We start from the raw sequence: 16,039 nt of genomic DNA on the forward strand, positions 1-16,039 counted from the left end.
ATTTGGAGTCGACGATGAAAGACTGGCTGGACGAGATCAAGTGGAACAGCGATGGCCTGGTACCGGCGATCGCCCAGGACCACAAGACCGGACGCGTTTTGATGATGGCCTGGATGAACCGCGAAGCGCTGGCACTGACCGCCGCTGAAAATCGCGCCATCTATTGGTCGCGTTCGCGTGGCAAGCTGTGGCGCAAGGGCGAGGAGTCCGGCCATGTGCAGAAGCTGCATGAAATGCGCCTGGACTGCGATGCCGACGTGATCATCCTGATGGTCGAGCAGCTGGGTCATATCGCCTGCCATACCGGCCGTGAAAGCTGCTTCTATCGGGTCTTCGAAAACGGCCAATGGACCATCGTCGATCCGGTGGTCAAAGACCCGGACGCCATCTACAGCGCAGGACACTGACATGAGCGAGACCCTCAACCGCCTGGCCGACGTGCTCGAAGAGCGCAAGCATGCAGCGCCCGACAGCTCGTACGTGGCCAGCCTGTATCACAAGGGCTTGAACAAGATTCTCGAAAAACTCGGCGAAGAGTCGGTCGAGACCATCATCGCGGCCAAAGACGCCGCGCTGAGCAAAGATTGCAGCGATGTCATCTACGAGACCGCCGACCTGTGGTTCCATAGCCTGGTCATGCTCAGCGCGCTGGGCCAGCATCCACAGGCCGTGCTCGACGAGCTGGAGCGCCGCTTCGGGCTATCCGGGCACGACGAAAAGGCCGCACGCCAGCCAAGCGCCTGATATATCTCTGGCAGCTGCAGAGCAGCCCTACAAGATTCACTGACAATTTTCCGGAGTACGAAATGGGTATTTTTGACTGGAAACACTGGATCGTCCTGCTGATCGTCGTGGTCCTGGTCTTTGGCACCAAGAAGCTGAAGAACTTCGGCAGCGACCTGGGCGAGTCGATCAAGGGCTTTCGCAAAGCCATGAACGAAGAAGAACACAAGCCTGCCGAGCCTACCCCGCCGCCTGCCCAGCCAGTGCCGCCGGTCACCCCGGTGCAGACCACCGCCCAGCAGCCTCAGGGCCATACCATCGAAGGCCAGGCCCAACCGGTCCAAGAGCCGCAACGGAAAGACTGACCTATGTTCGGCATCAGCTTCAGCGAGCTGCTGCTCGTCGGCCTGGTCGCCTTGCTGGTACTGGGCCCTGAGCGCCTGCCGGGGGCCGCACGTACTGCGGGGCTGTGGATTGGCCGACTCAAGCGCAGCTTCAATGCGATCAAGACGGAAGTTGAGCGCGAAATCGGCGCCGACGACATCCGCCGCCAGCTGCATAACGAGCACATCATGCGCATGGAAGAGGAAGCCAGGCGCATTCTCAACCCACAGGCTCCGCCTGCGCAGCCGCCTGCCGCCACGCCGCCGCCAGCCCCTGCGGTCAGCACACCCGAACCACCCGAACAGCCTCAACCGCCGCGAGCCCCATGAGCGAAAATCCGGAACACGACCAGCCGATGCCGCTGGTCTCGCACCTGACCGAACTGCGAACCCGTCTGCTGCGCTGCGTGGCGGTCATTTTCTTGATCTTCGCCGGGCTGTTCTCTTTCGCCCAGCAGATCTACACGCTGGTTTCCGCACCGCTGCGCGATCACCTGCCGGCCAATGCCACGATGATCGCCACCGATGTGGCCTCGCCGTTCCTGACGCCATTCAAGCTGACCATGATCGTCTCGCTGTTCCTGGCGATTCCGTTCATTCTTCAGCAGATCTGGGGCTTCATCGCCCCGGGGCTGTATCGCCATGAAAAGCGCATCGCCATTCCGCTGCTGGTGTCGAGCATCCTGCTGTTCTATGCCGGCATGGCATTCGCCTACTTCCTGGTGTTTCCACTGATGTTCAGCTTCTTCGCCGCCGCCACCCCAGCCGGCGTGGAGATGATGACCGACATCGCCAGCTACCTCGACTTCGTCATGACCCTGTTCTTCGCCTTCGGCGTCGCCTTCGAGATACCGGTGGCGGTGGTGCTGCTGGTGTGGATCGGCGTGGTCGATGTGAAGTACCTGAAAAAGGCTCGCCCTTACGTGATCATCGGCTGCTTCGTGGTCGGCATGATCCTGACGCCGCCAGACATTTTCTCGCAGACCCTGCTCGCCGTGCCCATGTGGCTGCTTTTCGAAGTCGGCGTACTGTGTGGCAGCCTGATCCGCAAACGTGGCCAGGCCGAAGATGAAGTGAGCGACGACCACAACGACCAACCACCTGCGACTCAGCCGTGAACCTGCTACTGCTCGAAGAGGCCGACTTCATCGCGGCCGACCGCGTGGTGCTGGCTGACCGGCGCTTCACTCACATGCAAGACATTCACCGCGTGGCGGTGGGCGATACCCTGCGCGTTGGTCGCCTCGGCGGCCTGATGGGCAGTGCCGTGGTCACGCGCTTGCAGGCCCATGAAGCCGAGTTGCAGGTGACGTTCGACCAGGCGCCTCCGGCCAAGCTGCCGCTGACCCTGATCCTGGCCGTGCCGCGCCCGAAGATGCTGCGCCGGCTGTTCCAGACCGTCGCCACCCTGGGTGTCGAACGGCTCATCCTGGTCAACAGCTACAAAGTCGAGAAGAGCTTCTGGCAAACGCCGTTCCTGCACGCTGAGAGCATTCGCGAAAACCTCATCCTAGGCTTGGAACAGGCGCGCGATACGGTGCTGCCCGAGGTGATCATCGAGAAGCGCTTCAAGCCGTTCGTCGAAGACCGTCTACCGGCCATCGCCGCAGGCACCCTGGGCCTGGTCGGCCACCCCGGTTCGTATCCGCCCTGCCCGCGTGCGGTCGAGGGTGCGGTTACCCTGGCGATCGGCCCGGAAGGCGGCTGGATCCCGTATGAAGTGGAGCTGTTCGGCAAAGCCGGCCTGGCTCCGGTGCAGTTGGGCGAGCGTATCCTGCGGGTGGAAACCGCCGTCACTGCCCTGCTCTCGAGAATTTTCTGACGTAAAGGTCAACTTTTCCCTATCAAGTTTCCATCCCCCTGGCCGATGTTGTTGGCAACACAACAATAATCCGTGCTGCCACACTGCCGGGGGATAGAACATGTATCAGTGGTTAACCCAATCGCTAGGCAACACTAGCGTCAATCGCAAGCTTGGCCTGGGCTTTGGCCTGGTACTACTGCTCACGCTGGCCATTACCTTCACCGGTTGGCAAGGCCTCAATGGCGTGACCGCGCGCGGCGACAAGCTGGGCAACATCTCGGTGATCCACCAATACACCCAGGAGCTGCGCATCGCCCGCCAGCAGTATCAGCGCGACCGCAACGAAGCCGCACTCGGTGAGCTGGACAAGTCATTGGCCAACCTGGAGCGGCAGATCGCCAAGATGCTCGAGCAGATCGAGCAGCCGACCGATCGCCAGCGCCTGCAGCAACAGCAGGTCGCCGTGGGCAAATACCGCCAGGCGTTCAACGACATCAAGCAGGCAGGCCAGCGCCGCGATGCCGCGCGCGGCGTGCTGGGCGACAGCGCCGACAAGGCCGCTGAGTTGATCGCCCGTGTGCAGCAGCGGCTGTTGCAAGGCGGCGACATCAGTCAGTATCAGGCCGCCGTAGCGGTCAGTAGCCTGGTGCAACAAGCGCGCTTCCAGGTCCGCGGCTACACCTACAGCGGTAATGCCGATTACCAGCAGACCGCCCTACAGGCCATCGATCAGGCCCTGGCCGACTTGAAAGCGCTGCCAGCGCGGCTACCGGCCGAGTACGCGGCCAGTCTGGATGATTCAGCCAATGCACTGGCAGCGTACCGCGATGCCGTGACCCAGTTCGGCAACGCCCAGAGCGCCAGCGAACAGGCCCTGCAGCAGATGGCTGAGCAAGGTTCGGTATTGTTGCAGACCAGTGAAGCGATGACCGTTTCGCAGACCGAAGTCCGCGATGCCGGCACCCGCCAAGCCAAGGTCTTGCTCGGCAGTGCCACTGCCCTGGCGCTGGCGCTGGGCCTGCTGGCGGCCTGGATCATCACCCGGCAGATCATCGTCCCGCTGCGCCAGACCCTTGCCGCTGCCGAACGCGTGGCCAACGGCGACCTGCGCCAGGACCTGCCAACCAACCGTCGTGACGAGCTGGGCCAGCTGCAAGCGAGCATGCAGCGCATGACCCAGGGCCTGCGCGAGCTGATCGGCGGCATTGGCGACGGCGTAACCCAGATCGCCAGTGCTGCCGAGCAACTGTCGGCCGTCACCGAGCAGACCAGCGCCGGGGTCAACAATCAGAAGGTCGAGACCGATCAGGTCGCCACCGCCATGAACGAGATGGCCGCTACCGTGCATGAAGTGGCGCGCAACGCCGAACAAGCTTCCGAGGCCGCAGCGATGGCCGACCAGCAGGCCCGTGAAGGTGATCGGGTGGTCAGCGAAGCGGTCAACCAGATCGAGCGCCTGGCCAGCGAAGTGGTCAACTCCAGTGAGGCGATGAATCAGCTCAAGGCAGAAAGCGACAAGATCGGCAGCGTGCTGGATGTCATCAAGTCGGTGGCCCAGCAGACCAACCTGCTGGCCCTCAACGCAGCGATCGAAGCAGCACGCGCCGGAGAGGCCGGGCGTGGTTTCGCCGTGGTCGCCGATGAGGTGCGCAGCCTGGCCCAGCGCACCCAGCAATCCACCGAAGAAATCGAAGAGTTGATTGCCGGCCTGCAAAGTGGCACCCAGCGGGTAGCCAGCGTCATGGACGCCAGCCGCCAGTTGACCGACAGCAGCGTCGAGCTGACCCGGCGCGCCGGCTCCTCGCTTGAGACGATCACCCACACGGTATCGTCCATCCAGGCGATGAACCAGCAGATAGCCACTGCGGCAGAGCAACAGAGCGCCACCGCCGAGGAAATCAATCGCAGCGTGATGAACGTGCGTGACATTTCCGACCAGACCTCGGCGGCGAGTGAAGAAACCGCCAGCTCAAGCGTCGAACTGGCACGCTTGGGGACGCACCTGCAAGGCCTGGTCGGGCGCTTCAGGCTCTGAAGCGGGTCGGCCCGCGCCCGGTGGCCGCTGTCGCCGGGTAACTTTTCCTACAGCCGCTTGGGAAGCGTCCTACCTGATTATCAGGTCAAGTCCTACAGTCTCTGCGCCGATGACACGGGATGGACTGCCGGCCATGTGCCAGCACTTCATCCTTTTCATATGGACGGAGACTCACCATGTTCAGCTACCTCAACCGCAGGCTCGGCAATGTCGGCGTGGCCCTCAAGCTCGCCTTGGGCTTCGCCATCGTGCTGGTGCTCACCCTGGCCACCACCATCAGCGGCTGGCGGGCCCTGGATGACGCCATCATCCGCTCCGAACAGCTCAGCGAGATTGGCCAGCTCACCGACTTCGTCAAGGACATGCGCGCAGAACGCATCACCTTTCGGGTATTGGGCGATGACGTCAGCAAAGCGCGCATCCAGAAAATCATTGGCCAGTTGGACAGTATGCTGAGCATGATGCAGCAGCGCTCCACGGTCGAGGAGTCGCGCAAGGCCATCACCGCCAACCTGGAACTGGTCGAGCGGCTGCGCGAAGACTTCGTTGAACTGCAGAAAGTCGTGGCCAACCGCAGCGCCCTGCGCGACACGATGCTGGCCCAGGCGCAGAAGCTGGTGAAGGTCATCGACGACCTGCAAACCCAAGCGTTGCTGAAAATGCCCGCCGATGCCCAAGGCAATGTGCTTGGGATGATGGATTCGCTCAGCCGCCATGTTGACGCTGCCAGCCAGCAGAGCCAGATGCCGGCCTACAGCTTCGAGCCCGTCGAGTCTTTCGCCAAGGTCGGTGATGCGGCCCTGGACGCCGCCGATGCCAGCCTTGGCCAGATGCTCAAGGGCCTGGCCGGGCTGGGCTTGTCACGCGCCCTGACAGAGCAGCCCGGCGTCGAACTGGCCAAGTATCGCGCCAGTCTCGAGCAATACCGGCGGGTCGCGGTACGTGCCGAGCAATTGCAGATCGAGATGGAAGGCATCGGCGACCGGCTCAACACCCTGACCCTGCAATTGGGCGAGCGTAAAGTCGAACAGCGCGATAGCGAAGCGGTAGCGGCGCGCTCGTTGCTGACCACAGTCGCCCTGCTTGCCCTGCTGGTCGGGGTGATCGCGGCCTGGTTGATCACCCAGCAGATCACGCAGCCGCTGCGCCAGACCCTTGCACAAGCTGCGCGCATCGCCAAGGGCGACCTGAGCCAGGTCGATGAAGTGCATCGGCATGACGAAATGGGCCAGCTGCAGTCCAGCATGCGGGAAATGACCCTGAGCCTGCGCGAGCTGATCGGCGGGATCGATCATGGCGTGGGCCAACTGTCGCAGGCGGCCTCGCAACTGGCAGCCAACAGCGAGGACACCAAGCTGCGCATCAACCAGCAGCGCGAGGAAACCGACCAGGTCGCCACGGCCATGAACCAGATGAGCGCCACCGTCCAGGAAGTGGCGCAGAACGCCGAACAAGCCTCGTTCGCCGCTACTACTGCCGATAGCCAGGCGCAGCTTGGTGACCAGGTGGTGGGCGAAGCGATCGGCCGTATAGAGCAATTGGCCGGGCAGATGGACCACTGCCTGGCGGCCATGCAGCACCTCGCCGGTGAAAGCCAGCGCATCGGCAGCATCTTGGATGTGATCAAGTCGGTATCCGAGCAGACCAATCTGCTGGCCCTCAACGCCGCGATCGAGGCGGCGCGCGCCGGTGAAGCGGGCCGCGGCTTCGCGGTGGTGGCCGATGAAGTACGGGGGCTGGCCCAACGCACTTCATCGGCCACCGAAGAAATCGGCCAGCTGATCGACAGTCTGCACAGCGGTACCGACGAGGTAACGCGCCTGCTCGACAGCAGCAAGAACCTGACCGAGCAGAGCGTCGAATTGAGCCGCAAGGCCGGCGATGCGCTGAGCCAGATCACCGATACGGTGTCGAGCATCCAGGGCATGAACCAGCAGATCGCCACGGCCAGCGAGCAGCAGAGCGTGGTCGCCGAGCAGATCAACCGCAGCGTGATCAGTGTCCGTGACGTGTCGGACCAGACCAGTGCGGCGAGTGAACAGACAGCGCACTCCAGCGGCGAACTGGAGCACTTGGGTCAGCAATTGCGCGGGATGGTCGGGCGCTTCAACCTTTGACCCAGGTGTGCAGCAGGGCGAGTGTACCCTCGCCCCATTGCCTGGGCGCCGCTATAGCACCTGGCGCAGGAACGCTTGGGCGCGGGGGTCCTTGGGTGCGGCGAAGAATTGCGCGGGGGGCGAGTCTTCCAGCAACTTGCCGTGATCGAAGAACAACACCCGATCGGCTACTTCGCGGGCAAAGCCCATCTCGTGGGTGACGCAGACCATGGTCATGCCTTCCTGGGCCAAGGTCTTCATCACATCCAGCACCTCACCGACCATTTCCGGGTCGAGCGCCGAGGTGGGTTCGTCGAACAGCATGACCTTGGGTTCCATCGCCAGGGCTCGGGCGATCGCCACACGCTGCTGCTGGCCTCCGGAAAGACGCGAAGGGTATTCGTTGGCTTTCTCGGCGATGCCGACTTTTGCCAGCAACGCACGCGCCTTGGCCTCGCGCTCGGCCTTGTTGCGCTTGCGCACCACTTTCTGCGCCAGGCACAGGTTTTCCAGCACGGTCATGTGCGGGAACAGGTTGAAGTGCTGGAATACCATGCCCACCTCGCGGCGGTAGGCATTGATGTCGGTCTTGGCATCGGCCAGCTGCAAACCGTTGATGGCCACGTGGCCCTGGTCGAAATGCTCCAGGCCATTGAGGCAGCGCAGGAAGGTCGACTTGCCCGAGCCGGACGGGCCGAGTACCACCACCACTTCGCCCTTGGCCACCTGGGTGGTGACGTTATCCACAGCGCGCACCACCTGCCCGCGGGTGTCGAAGACTTTGAGCAGATCCCGGACTTCAATCACTTTGCGCAAGCCTCCGCTCGAGCCGACTGGCGATATGCGACAGCGGCAGGTTGATCAGCAGATACAGGCCTGCCACGCAGAACCAGATCTCGAACGTCGAAAACGATGTGGTAATGGCCTCGCGACCACTTTTGGTCAGCTCGGTGATGGCGATCACCGACACCAGCGAGGTGTCCTTGACCAGGCTGATGAACTGACCGGCCAGCGGTGGCAGCACACGCTTGAACGCTTGCGGCAGGATCACATGGCGCATCGACTGGCCCGCATTGAGGCCCAGCGAGCGAGCCGCTTCGTTCTGCCCCTTGGCGATCGACTGTACCCCTGCACGGACGATTTCTGCCACATAGGCGCCCGTGAACAAGGCCAGCGCAGCCACCCCGGCAAACTCGCGCGAAAGGTTGAGCACCGTGCCGATGAAGAAGTAGAAGATGAAGATCTGCACCAGCAGCGGCGTGCCGCGTACCAGTTCGACATATACCGTCGACAGGTCGCGCAAGGTCGGGTTACCGGACAACCTGCACAATCCGGCGAACAGGCCGATCACCAGCCCCAGCGCGCCGGAAACCACCGAAATCCACAGCGTGGTCCACAGCCCCCAGGCCAACGGGCCCGCCGCCCAGTGTCGGGTCACACCGATCTGGTCGCCCTCGGAGACGTCATCGCCACGGCTCAGTTGCAGGCTGTCCGCCGCCACGTCGAGCACCTGTTGCTCGCCGTTTTCATCCTTGAGCGTGACCTGCGCGGTATCACCAGACACCACGATCTCCTGCACGCTGCCGTAGTTGGCAGCGCGTTGCACTTCTTCGGCCTTGTAGGCGAAATACTGGGGAACGCGGTTCCAGCGCCACTCGTAGGAAATCATCGAGGTAGCCATGTACAGGCTGACCGCCAGGCCCACCAGGACCAGCGCCGTCAAACCATGCCAGGGCCACTGGGCTTTGTTGTGTTTGATCACGGGGTAACTCCAGAAAGCGGCAAGCCGCAAGCTACAAGCCATCCGCCAAAGCGCAACCGTTACCGGTCCGCCGTTGCAGGTGGCTTGCAGCTTGCGGCTTGAAGCTGCCTTTTATTCCATTTCTTTGAGCCAGTCTTTGTTCTTGAACCACTTGTCGTGAATACGATCGTAGGTCCCGTCATGCTTGATCTGGTGCAGGAAATTGTTGATGAAGTTGATGCTGTCGTAATCGCCTTTCTTCAGACCGAAGGCCAGCGGTTCGTAGGTGAAGGGCTCTTCGAGGAACGCCAGCTTGCCGGCACCGGCCTTCTCGACCGCTACCACGTTGTAGGGGGCATCATAAACAAAGGCATCGGCCTTGCCGTTGACCACGTCCATCACCGCTTCCTGCTCGTTGTCGTAGCCATGATACTTGGCCTTGCCGATCAACTTCTTGGCGACCATCTCACCGGTGGTGCCGAGCTTGGAGGTCAGGCGGTACTTCTCGTTGTTCAGGTCTTTGTAGGTCTTGATCTCGCCCGCCAGCTCCTTGCGGATCAGCAGGGTCTGGCCGACCACGATGAACGGTTCGCTGAAGTTCAGGCGCAGGTTGCGTTCCTGGGTCAAGGTCATGCCGCTGCCGATGATGTCGAACTTGTCGGTCAGCAGGGCTGGGATGATGCCGTCATACGCCGTGGATACCGCCTCGAACTTGACGCCCATGGACTTGGCCATGGCTTTGAGGATGTCGACTTCGAAGCCGATGATCTCGCCGCGCTTGTTGGTCATCTGGAACGGCATGTAGGTGGGGTCCATGCCGACCCGCAAGGTGCCGCGCTTGACCGCCTCATCGATGGCGCCAGCCTGCGCCGCAGTCACGGCGACCAGGGCGGTGACACCGACCAGCAGCCGCGAAAGGTATTTCTTGATCATCACCAAGTCCCCTAGCAAGAAAAGAGCGAATCTTATTGTGTTGGCACGACCGTACCGGCCGATGCGTCGTATCGGAGAGGGATGCTAACGCATGGCGGCCCGGGGACCTAGAGCCGGGGGGGACTTTGTTGGCCAAAATCCATCATGCGGGGACATTGCTGGCGAGGGTTCGACTCTGAGTTCCCGACGCAAGGCCGCTGCTACAAGGCAGTGCATATCCCTGTAGGAGCGGCCCTAGGGTCGATCAGGCGCCGGCGAGTGTCGGTTGGCCTTGATTCTCCGGGTGCAGTGGCAGCAGCGGAGCGTGGGGATCGTTGCTGATCGACGCGCGCCACACATCGATCCAGGCTGCATTGTGCTGGGCCCATACCTGCTCGTGCAGGCGGCTCAAGGCCACCGGGTCGCTGAGCAAGGCCAGGCGCGTCGCCAGGTCCAGCCCTTGCGGCCCGACCTCAAGGGCCTTGGCCACGCGCTCGGCGCGCATGGCTTCGATCGGTGCGGCATGACCGTGCCGGGCGGTGGCCATGGCGCAGGCCAGGGCATTCTGCCGCGGGTCGACCACTGCCCGCACGAAGCCGTCGTGCAGGGCGTGCCAGCGGTTTTCGTGGGTGTACTGGTCGGTGGCCAGCAACTCCTGCGGAGTGGCGTATTCCTCGGGGATCAGGAACAGCTTCTCGTCCTTGGCCGCCAGGCCCAGGCGCGTGCGACTGGAGATCACCGACACCGGGATCGACAGCAGCAGCGAGCCGACGATCGGTGCCAGCCACCACAGGAAGCTCGGGTTCAGCCACGCCACCAATGCTGCCCAGGCAAAGCCCAGCAAGGTCTGCGGACCATGGCGGCGCACCGCCTCACTCCACGGCGTGGAGTCGTCGTCACGCTGCGGCGAGTTCCAGGTTGCAGCCCAGCCAAGAAACGCCGCCAGCACGAAGCGGGTGTGGAAGATCATCCGCACCGGTGCCAGGAGCATCGAGAACAGCATCTCCATCAGCATCGACAGGGTGACCTTGATCCGCCCACCGTATTCGACCGCACCCTTGGCCCAGATCAGAATGACGCTCAGCAGCTTGGGCAGGAACAGCAGGACGATGGTGGTCGAGAACAGCGCCACGGCTTTTTCCGGGTGCCATTGTGGCCACAGCGGATACAGCTGGTAGGGCTCGATGAAATACTGCGGCTCCATCAACGTGTTGGTCGCCAGCAACGCGGTGGACAACACCAGGAACAGGAACCACAACGGCGCCGACAGGTAGGACATCACGCCGGTCAGGAACACCGCACGGTGCACCGGGTGCATGCCCTTGACCAGGAACAGGCGGAAGTTCATCAGGTTGCCGTGGCACCAGCGCCGATCGCGCTTGAGTTCATCGAGCAGGTTCGGCGGCAATTCCTCGTAGCTGCCTGGCAAGTCGTAGGCGATCCACACCCCCCAACCGGCGCGCCGCATCAAGGCGGCCTCGACGAAGTCATGGGAAAGAATGGCACCGGCGAATGCGCCTTTGCCCGGCAGCGGCGCCAATGCGCAATGCTCGATGAAGGGCTTCATGCGAATGATCGCGTTATGGCCCCAGTAGTGCGATTCACCGAGCTGCCAGAAATGCAGGCCGGCGGTGAACAGCGGCCCATAGACGCGCGTAGCGAACTGCTGCATGCGCGCATACAGGGTGTCCATGCCCGAGGCCTTCGGCCCGGTCTGGATGATGCCGGCATCCGGATTGGCCTCCATCAGGCGCACCAGGCTGCTCAGGCATTCGCCGCTCATGACGCTGTCGGCGTCGAGCACCACCATGTACTTGTAGTCGCCACCCCAGCGACGGCAGAAGTCGTCGAGGTTGCCGCTCTTGCGCTTGACCCGGCGCCGCCGGCGGCGATAGAAAATCCGGCCAAAGCCTTTGGTCTCGCGGCAGACGTCCAACCAGGCCTGCTGTTCGGCCACGGCGATGTCGGTGTCGTTGGTGTCGCTGAGCACGAAGAAATCGAAGCGGTCGAGGTTGCCGCTGGCGGCCACCGACTCGAAGGTCGCCCGCAGGCCTGCGAACACCCGTGGTACGTCCTCGTTGCAGATCGGCATCACCAGCGCGGTGCGCGCCTCGGGGGCGATCGGCTCGTTACCGGCACTGCTGCCGGAAATCTTGTACTTGTCGCGCCCGGTGAGCAGCTCGAGAAAGCCCATCAGGGCCGTCCAGAACCCTGCCGAAACCCAACAGAAGAGTATCCCGAACAATATCAGGATCGACGTCTGCAAGGCATATGGCCAAACCTGCACGACCGTGTCCCACAGCGGCTGGTTGACGATTTCGCTGAAATCGACGAACGACCAGCCCTGGTACGGCAGGATGCCCTTCATGTACCAACCGGCGACGATGGTCTGGCCGATCATCAAGGTGAGCAGGATGTAGCGGCGGATCGAACCCACGGTGCGCCAGCGCGCGGCCGGTAGCTCGCGCTTGGGCGGCTGTGGCGCGTTCGGGCGACCGGTCAGGCGCCGCCACATGCGGATCAGCACGTTGGTGCGCCATGGCTCGGGCACGACCTTGGTGCGTTTGATCGGCGGGGCGATCTTCAGGCACAGCCGGCCGTTGCCGTCGACGCCGAGCATCTCGGCGTCCTCGAGCTCGGCGGCGCTGCCCACGGTCAGGCGCGGGCCGACCGAAGCCTGCACGGCCTCGGTGGGGTGGGCAGCCGGGCGGGCTGCCAGGCGTTGGTGCAGCTCACCGAACGACGTGCAGCTGGCGAGTTCCGCGCGCTGCTCATCGCTCAGGGGGAGGTGGGCCAGATATTCGCCAAGCGATTCTGGCCGTGCGCTTGAGTTACTCATCGGCAGGCAACTGATAGCTCCAGGTCTCGGTCAGCACTTGCTCAGTGGTGGCCGGGGCCCCGTTGGTGGACGCCGCATCGGCGGCAGGTTGTTCGGCCTCGGTAGCAGGAGCCTTGGCGATCTTGTCGTGCTTGGCATGCTTGGCCGCAGCCTTTTCCTGCTTGGCCTCGGCGGCAGGCTTGGCAGCTTCGACCGGCACGTCACGCACCAGGGCTGCGCGCATTTCAGTCGACTTGTTGGATTCCTTGACCTTCAACCGCAGGGTCAGGCGCCAGCCCTTGGTTTCTGGGTTATAGCGCAGGTTGTTCTCGACCACCTCGGCGTTGTCGCCGACACTGATCTGGCTACGCACGGCGGTGTCTTCCGGCAACGCCGCCAGGGCTGGGCCGGCGAAGTCGACCAGGAAGGCAACGCTGCCGTCAGGCTGACGAATCAGGTTGGACTGCTTGACGTCACCGGTCGAACGCAGGGTCTGCTTGACCGAACCCAGGTCGGCGGCCTGGAATGGCGCCTCATTGATGGTCCAGTGCAGACGGTAGGCATACTCGAACGGCTTGCCAGGCTCAGGCAGTTTCTCAGGGCTCCAGAACGCCACGATGTTGTCGTTGGTCTCATCGGCGGTCGGAATCTCGACCAGGTCGACGGTGCCTTTACCCCAGTCGCCCTTCGGCTCGATCCAGGCGCTTGGACGCTTCTGGTAGTTGTCGTCCAGGTCTTCGAAGTCGCTGAAGGCGCGCTGACGCTGCATCAGGCCGAAGCCACGGGGGTTTTCCACGCTGAAGTTGCTGACCGCCAGGTGTTTCGGGTTGTTCAGCGGACGCCAGATCCACTCGCCGTTGCCCGCATGAATGGACAGGCCTTCGGAGTCGTGCAGCGCTGGACGGTAGTTCAGCACCTTGGACGGCTGGTTGGGGCCGAACAGGAACATGCTGGTCAACGGCGCGATGCCCAGGCGGCTGACTTGCTCGCGCAGGAACACCCGCGATTGCACATCCACCACCGTGTCGCTGCCCGGACGCAGGATCAGCTTGTAGGCACCGGTGGAACGTGGCGAGTCAAGCAAGGCGTAGATCACCAGGTGCTTGTCGGTTGGCTTGGGCTTCTCGACCCAGAATTCGGTGAAGCGCGGGAATTCTTCACCCGACGGCAACGCCGTGTCGATGGCAAGGCCGCGGGCCGACAAACCGTACACATGGCCCTTGCCGACCACGCGGAAATAGCTGGCGCCAAGCAGGGTCATGATCTCGTCCTGCTTGTCGGCCTTGTTGATCGGATACAACACGCGGAAGCCGGCGTAGCCAAGGTTCTTGGTGGTTTCCGGATCATGGGGCACGTCACCGAACTCGAAGCGGCTCGGGTCGTACTTGATTTCCTCGACCTTGGTGGCGGTCACTTCGTTGATTTTCACCGGCGTGTCGAAGTGCATGCCCTGGTGATAGAAGGACAGCTTGAACGGGGTCTTGTCCTGGGCCCACTCGGCCTTTTCCTGCAGGAAGTGGATCTTCTGGTAGTCGGCGAACTTCATGTCGCGGAACACCGCCGGCAGATTGCTCTTCGGTGCTTCGTACTTTTGGCCGGCCAGATCCTTTGCCTTGGCTGCAACATCGTCAAGATTGAATGCCCACAGCTGGCCCGCGCTCATCAGGCCGAGCAATGCCACACTGGCCATCAGGGCCTTGCGCAGACCGCTGCCGGGGATTCTTGATGCTTTTTGGGGACTAACAATCACGAGCAACCCTCGCCGAAAACAGATCATGAAACCAACGGCCAGCGACAAATGCCGGGTTGGCGAGCACTGTTCGGACCCCATGAGGGCGTAATGATTCCCCAAACAGGTCCTGGTAGTGCTCGAGTCAGAGTGAAACGAACCTGCGAATGCAGGCTCACGCAGCGCGCGATTATCCAGCAGGTCGCGTTACAACGCATCAGGCTGGACCAACTATTTATCGTACAAAACCCCTTGTTTTCCTACTTACAAGGGGTTTTTCGACCTCATATTTGTAACAAGAATGTCACAGGGCCATCATTGACCAGGTGCACCTGCATGTCCGCGCCGAACTGCCCGCTGGCAACCACCTCATGCTGGCCCTGCGCCTGGGCCAGTAGATAGTCGAACAATTCGGCGCCCAGCGCCGGTGGCGCTGCGCTGGAAAAGCTTGGGCGCATGCCGCTGCGGGTGTCGGCGGCCAGGGTGAACTGCGAGACCAGCAGCAAGCCGCCCGCGACATCCTTGAGCGACAGGTTCATCTTGCCCTGAGCATCGCTGAACACCCGGTAGTTGAGCAGCTTGTGCAGCAATTTGTCGGCGTGCTCGCGGGTGTCCCCAGGCTCGACCGCGACCAGCACCAACAGGCCCTGGTCGATGGCGCCGACGACTTCACCGGCGACTTCCACCCGTGCGCTGCGTACCCGTTGCAGCAAGCCCTTCATGCTTCTTCCAGAGGCAGGTCGAGCAGACGCCGGGCCATTTGGTCGGCAGCGCGGACCAGGGCGTCGGTAATGCCAGGCTCGGAAGCGGCGTGGCCTGCATCACGAATCACCTTCAGTTCGCTGTTGGGCCAGGCCTGATGCAGCTCCCAGGCGTTATCCAGCGGGCAGATGACGTCATAGCGACCGTGCACGATCACCGCCGGCAGGTGGGCGATGCGAGGCATGTCGCGAATCAACTGGTCCGGCTCCAGGAACGCATTGTTCATGAAGTAGTGACACTCGATGCGGGCAATCGACAACGCGCGCTGCGGCTCGGAGAAGCGATCGACCACCAGCGGATTCGGCCGCAGGGTCGCGGTGCGCCCTTCCCAGGTGGACCAGGCCTTGGCCGCGTGCATCTGGGCGATCTGGTCGTTGCCGGTCAGGCGCTTGTGGAACGCCTTGACCAAGTCGTCGCGCTCGTCGGTCGGGATCGGCGCAATGTAGTCCTGCCAGTAGTCGGGGAACATGCGGCTGGCGCCGGCCTGATAGAACCACTCGATTTCCTGCGGGCGGCACAGGAAGATGCCGCGCAAGATCAGGCCGTGGACGCGCTCGGGGTGAGTCTGGGCGTAGGCCAGGGCAAGCGTCGAGCCCCACGAACCACCGAACAGCACCCACTTGTCGATGCCCAGGTGCTGGCGGATGCGCTCGAGGTCTTCGACCAGGTGCCAGGTGGTGTTGTTTTCCAGGCTCGCATGGGGCGTGGAGCGGCCACAGCCGCGCTGGTCGAAGGTGATGATGCGGTACAGATTGGGGTCGAAGTAGCAGCGGCTCTGGGCATCGCAGCCCGCCCCCGGTCCGCCGTGGATGAATACCACAGGCAACCCTTCTGGCGAGCCGCTTTCGTCGACATACAGCACATGCGGCGCTTCTACGGCCAGATCGTGCCGGGCGTAGGGTTTGATCTGCGGGTAGAGGGTCTGCATCGCGCACTCCGTGTGAGGTTGGGTCGGCCGTGGGCCATCATAAACCTGAATTGCGCTTTGAGCATGCGTCTGCGCAAGATCATCTTATGTGCAGCCGGTGCAGGCAGC

Annotated in this window: 14 protein-coding genes and 3 pseudogenes; 10 read left to right on the forward strand and 7 right to left on the reverse strand. The window is 62.8% G+C overall.

Features of this window, described 5'->3' with window-relative positions:
• The first annotated feature begins 14 nt into the window (after positions 1-14).
• The 10 genes and pseudogenes from hisI (at position 15) to ACLEJW_RS10670 (ending at position 7,062) form a co-directional block, all read left to right on the forward strand.
• The gene (gene hisI / locus ACLEJW_RS10625) at positions 15-407 is read left to right on the forward strand and encodes a phosphoribosyl-AMP cyclohydrolase (RefSeq protein ID WP_145189655.1); all 393 of its coding nucleotides are present in this window, start codon (positions 15-17) and stop codon (positions 405-407) included.
• A 1-nt stretch (position 408) separates the two neighbouring features.
• Positions 409-744, forward strand: a complete 336-nt coding sequence (locus ACLEJW_RS10630) for a phosphoribosyl-ATP diphosphatase (RefSeq protein WP_145189652.1) — start codon at positions 409-411, stop codon at positions 742-744.
• A 62-nt stretch (positions 745-806) separates the two neighbouring features.
• Positions 807-1,088 carry a twin-arginine translocase TatA/TatE family subunit gene (locus tag ACLEJW_RS10635; protein WP_145189649.1) on the forward strand — a complete coding sequence of 94 codons (282 nt, stop codon included), beginning with the start codon at positions 807-809 and terminating at the stop codon, positions 1,086-1,088.
• Positions 1,089-1,091: 3 nt separating this feature from the next.
• A pseudogene (gene tatB, locus ACLEJW_RS10640) lies at positions 1,092-1,430 on the forward strand (Sec-independent protein translocase protein TatB); the annotation flags it as partial.
• A 2-nt stretch (positions 1,431-1,432) separates the two neighbouring features.
• On the forward strand, positions 1,433-2,224 hold the full coding sequence (gene tatC, locus ACLEJW_RS10645) for a twin-arginine translocase subunit TatC (RefSeq protein WP_145189644.1): 792 nt from the start codon (positions 1,433-1,435) through the stop codon (positions 2,222-2,224).
• Positions 2,221-2,928 carry a 16S rRNA (uracil(1498)-N(3))-methyltransferase gene (locus ACLEJW_RS10650; protein ID WP_440777519.1) on the forward strand — a complete coding sequence of 236 codons (708 nt, stop codon included), beginning with the start codon at positions 2,221-2,223 and terminating at the stop codon, positions 2,926-2,928. Before tatC ends, ACLEJW_RS10650 begins: the two co-directional genes overlap by 4 nt.
• A 100-nt stretch (positions 2,929-3,028) precedes the next feature.
• Positions 3,029-4,090, forward strand: a pseudogene (locus tag ACLEJW_RS10655) (methyl-accepting chemotaxis protein); the annotation flags it as partial.
• Positions 4,091-4,231: 141 nt separating this feature from the next.
• On the forward strand, positions 4,232-4,945 hold the full coding sequence (locus tag ACLEJW_RS10660) for a methyl-accepting chemotaxis protein (RefSeq protein ID WP_440777577.1): 714 nt from the start codon (positions 4,232-4,234) through the stop codon (positions 4,943-4,945).
• Positions 4,946-5,121: 176 nt separating this feature from the next.
• Positions 5,122-6,315: pseudogene (locus ACLEJW_RS10665) on the forward strand (methyl-accepting chemotaxis protein); the annotation flags it as partial.
• A 42-nt stretch (positions 6,316-6,357) separates the two neighbouring features.
• On the forward strand, positions 6,358-7,062 hold the full coding sequence (locus tag ACLEJW_RS10670) for a methyl-accepting chemotaxis protein (RefSeq protein WP_440777578.1): 705 nt from the start codon (positions 6,358-6,360) through the stop codon (positions 7,060-7,062).
• Positions 7,063-7,113: 51 nt separating this feature from the next.
• Here the strand turns inward: ACLEJW_RS10670 and ACLEJW_RS10675 are convergent, their stop codons facing one another.
• From ACLEJW_RS10675 to pip, 7 genes are all read right to left on the reverse strand, one after another.
• Positions 7,114-7,848: an amino acid ABC transporter ATP-binding protein gene (locus ACLEJW_RS10675; RefSeq protein ID WP_145190289.1), complete on the reverse strand. Its 735-nt coding sequence runs from the start codon at positions 7,846-7,848 to the stop codon at positions 7,114-7,116.
• The gene (locus ACLEJW_RS10680; protein WP_313299235.1) at positions 7,841-8,803 is read right to left on the reverse strand and encodes an amino acid ABC transporter permease; all 963 of its coding nucleotides are present in this window, start codon (positions 8,801-8,803) and stop codon (positions 7,841-7,843) included. Before ACLEJW_RS10680 ends, ACLEJW_RS10675 begins: the two co-directional genes overlap by 8 nt.
• 111 nt (positions 8,804-8,914) lie before the next feature.
• Positions 8,915-9,712 (reverse strand): transporter substrate-binding domain-containing protein, encoded by a 798-nt coding sequence (locus ACLEJW_RS10685; RefSeq protein WP_145190287.1) that lies wholly within the window; start codon positions 9,710-9,712, stop codon positions 8,915-8,917.
• Positions 9,713-9,959: 247 nt separating this feature from the next.
• Complete coding sequence (mdoH, locus tag ACLEJW_RS10690; protein ID WP_313299232.1) at positions 9,960-12,533, reverse strand: glucans biosynthesis glucosyltransferase MdoH; 2,574 nt, start codon at positions 12,531-12,533, stop codon at positions 9,960-9,962.
• Positions 12,526-14,202, reverse strand: a complete 1,677-nt coding sequence (locus tag ACLEJW_RS10695) for a glucan biosynthesis protein G (RefSeq protein WP_409520951.1) — start codon at positions 14,200-14,202, stop codon at positions 12,526-12,528. The genes mdoH and ACLEJW_RS10695 overlap by 8 nt, the downstream gene beginning before the upstream one ends.
• Before the next feature lie 323 nt (positions 14,203-14,525).
• Positions 14,526-14,963 carry a D-aminoacyl-tRNA deacylase gene (dtd, locus tag ACLEJW_RS10700; RefSeq protein WP_145189626.1) on the reverse strand — a complete coding sequence of 146 codons (438 nt, stop codon included), beginning with the start codon at positions 14,961-14,963 and terminating at the stop codon, positions 14,526-14,528.
• On the reverse strand, positions 14,960-15,931 hold the full coding sequence (gene pip, locus ACLEJW_RS10705; protein WP_145189623.1) for a prolyl aminopeptidase: 972 nt from the start codon (positions 15,929-15,931) through the stop codon (positions 14,960-14,962). The genes dtd and pip overlap by 4 nt, the downstream gene beginning before the upstream one ends.
• Between the last annotated feature and the right edge of the window lie 108 nt (positions 15,932-16,039).

This window comes from Pseudomonas sp. SMSB3, from assembly GCF_052041965.1.
Classification (GTDB): Bacteria; Pseudomonadota; Gammaproteobacteria; order Pseudomonadales; family Pseudomonadaceae; genus Aquipseudomonas.

Bases quoted from the DNA above. Each gene is read 5' to 3' on its own strand.
- ACLEJW_RS10630 (WP_145189652.1), top strand. From the start codon at position 409: ATGAGCGAGACCCTCAACCGCCTGGCCGACGTGCTCGAAGAGCGCAAG.
- mdoH (WP_313299232.1), bottom strand. From the start codon at position 12,533: ATGAGTAACTCAAGCGCACGGCCAGAATCGCTTGGCGAATATCTGGCC.
- ACLEJW_RS10670 (WP_440777578.1), top strand. From the start codon at position 6,358: ATGAGCGCCACCGTCCAGGAAGTGGCGCAGAACGCCGAACAAGCCTCG.
- pip (WP_145189623.1), bottom strand. From the start codon at position 15,931: ATGCAGACCCTCTACCCGCAGATCAAACCCTACGCCCGGCACGATCTG.
- ACLEJW_RS10695 (WP_409520951.1), bottom strand. From the start codon at position 14,202: ATGGCCAGTGTGGCATTGCTCGGCCTGATGAGCGCGGGCCAGCTGTGG.
- ACLEJW_RS10660 (WP_440777577.1), top strand. From the start codon at position 4,232: ATGAACGAGATGGCCGCTACCGTGCATGAAGTGGCGCGCAACGCCGAA.
- tatC (WP_145189644.1), top strand. From the start codon at position 1,433: ATGAGCGAAAATCCGGAACACGACCAGCCGATGCCGCTGGTCTCGCAC.
- dtd (WP_145189626.1), bottom strand. From the start codon at position 14,963: ATGAAGGGCTTGCTGCAACGGGTACGCAGCGCACGGGTGGAAGTCGCC.
- ACLEJW_RS10635 (WP_145189649.1), top strand. From the start codon at position 807: ATGGGTATTTTTGACTGGAAACACTGGATCGTCCTGCTGATCGTCGTG.
- hisI (WP_145189655.1), top strand. From the start codon at position 15: ATGAAAGACTGGCTGGACGAGATCAAGTGGAACAGCGATGGCCTGGTA.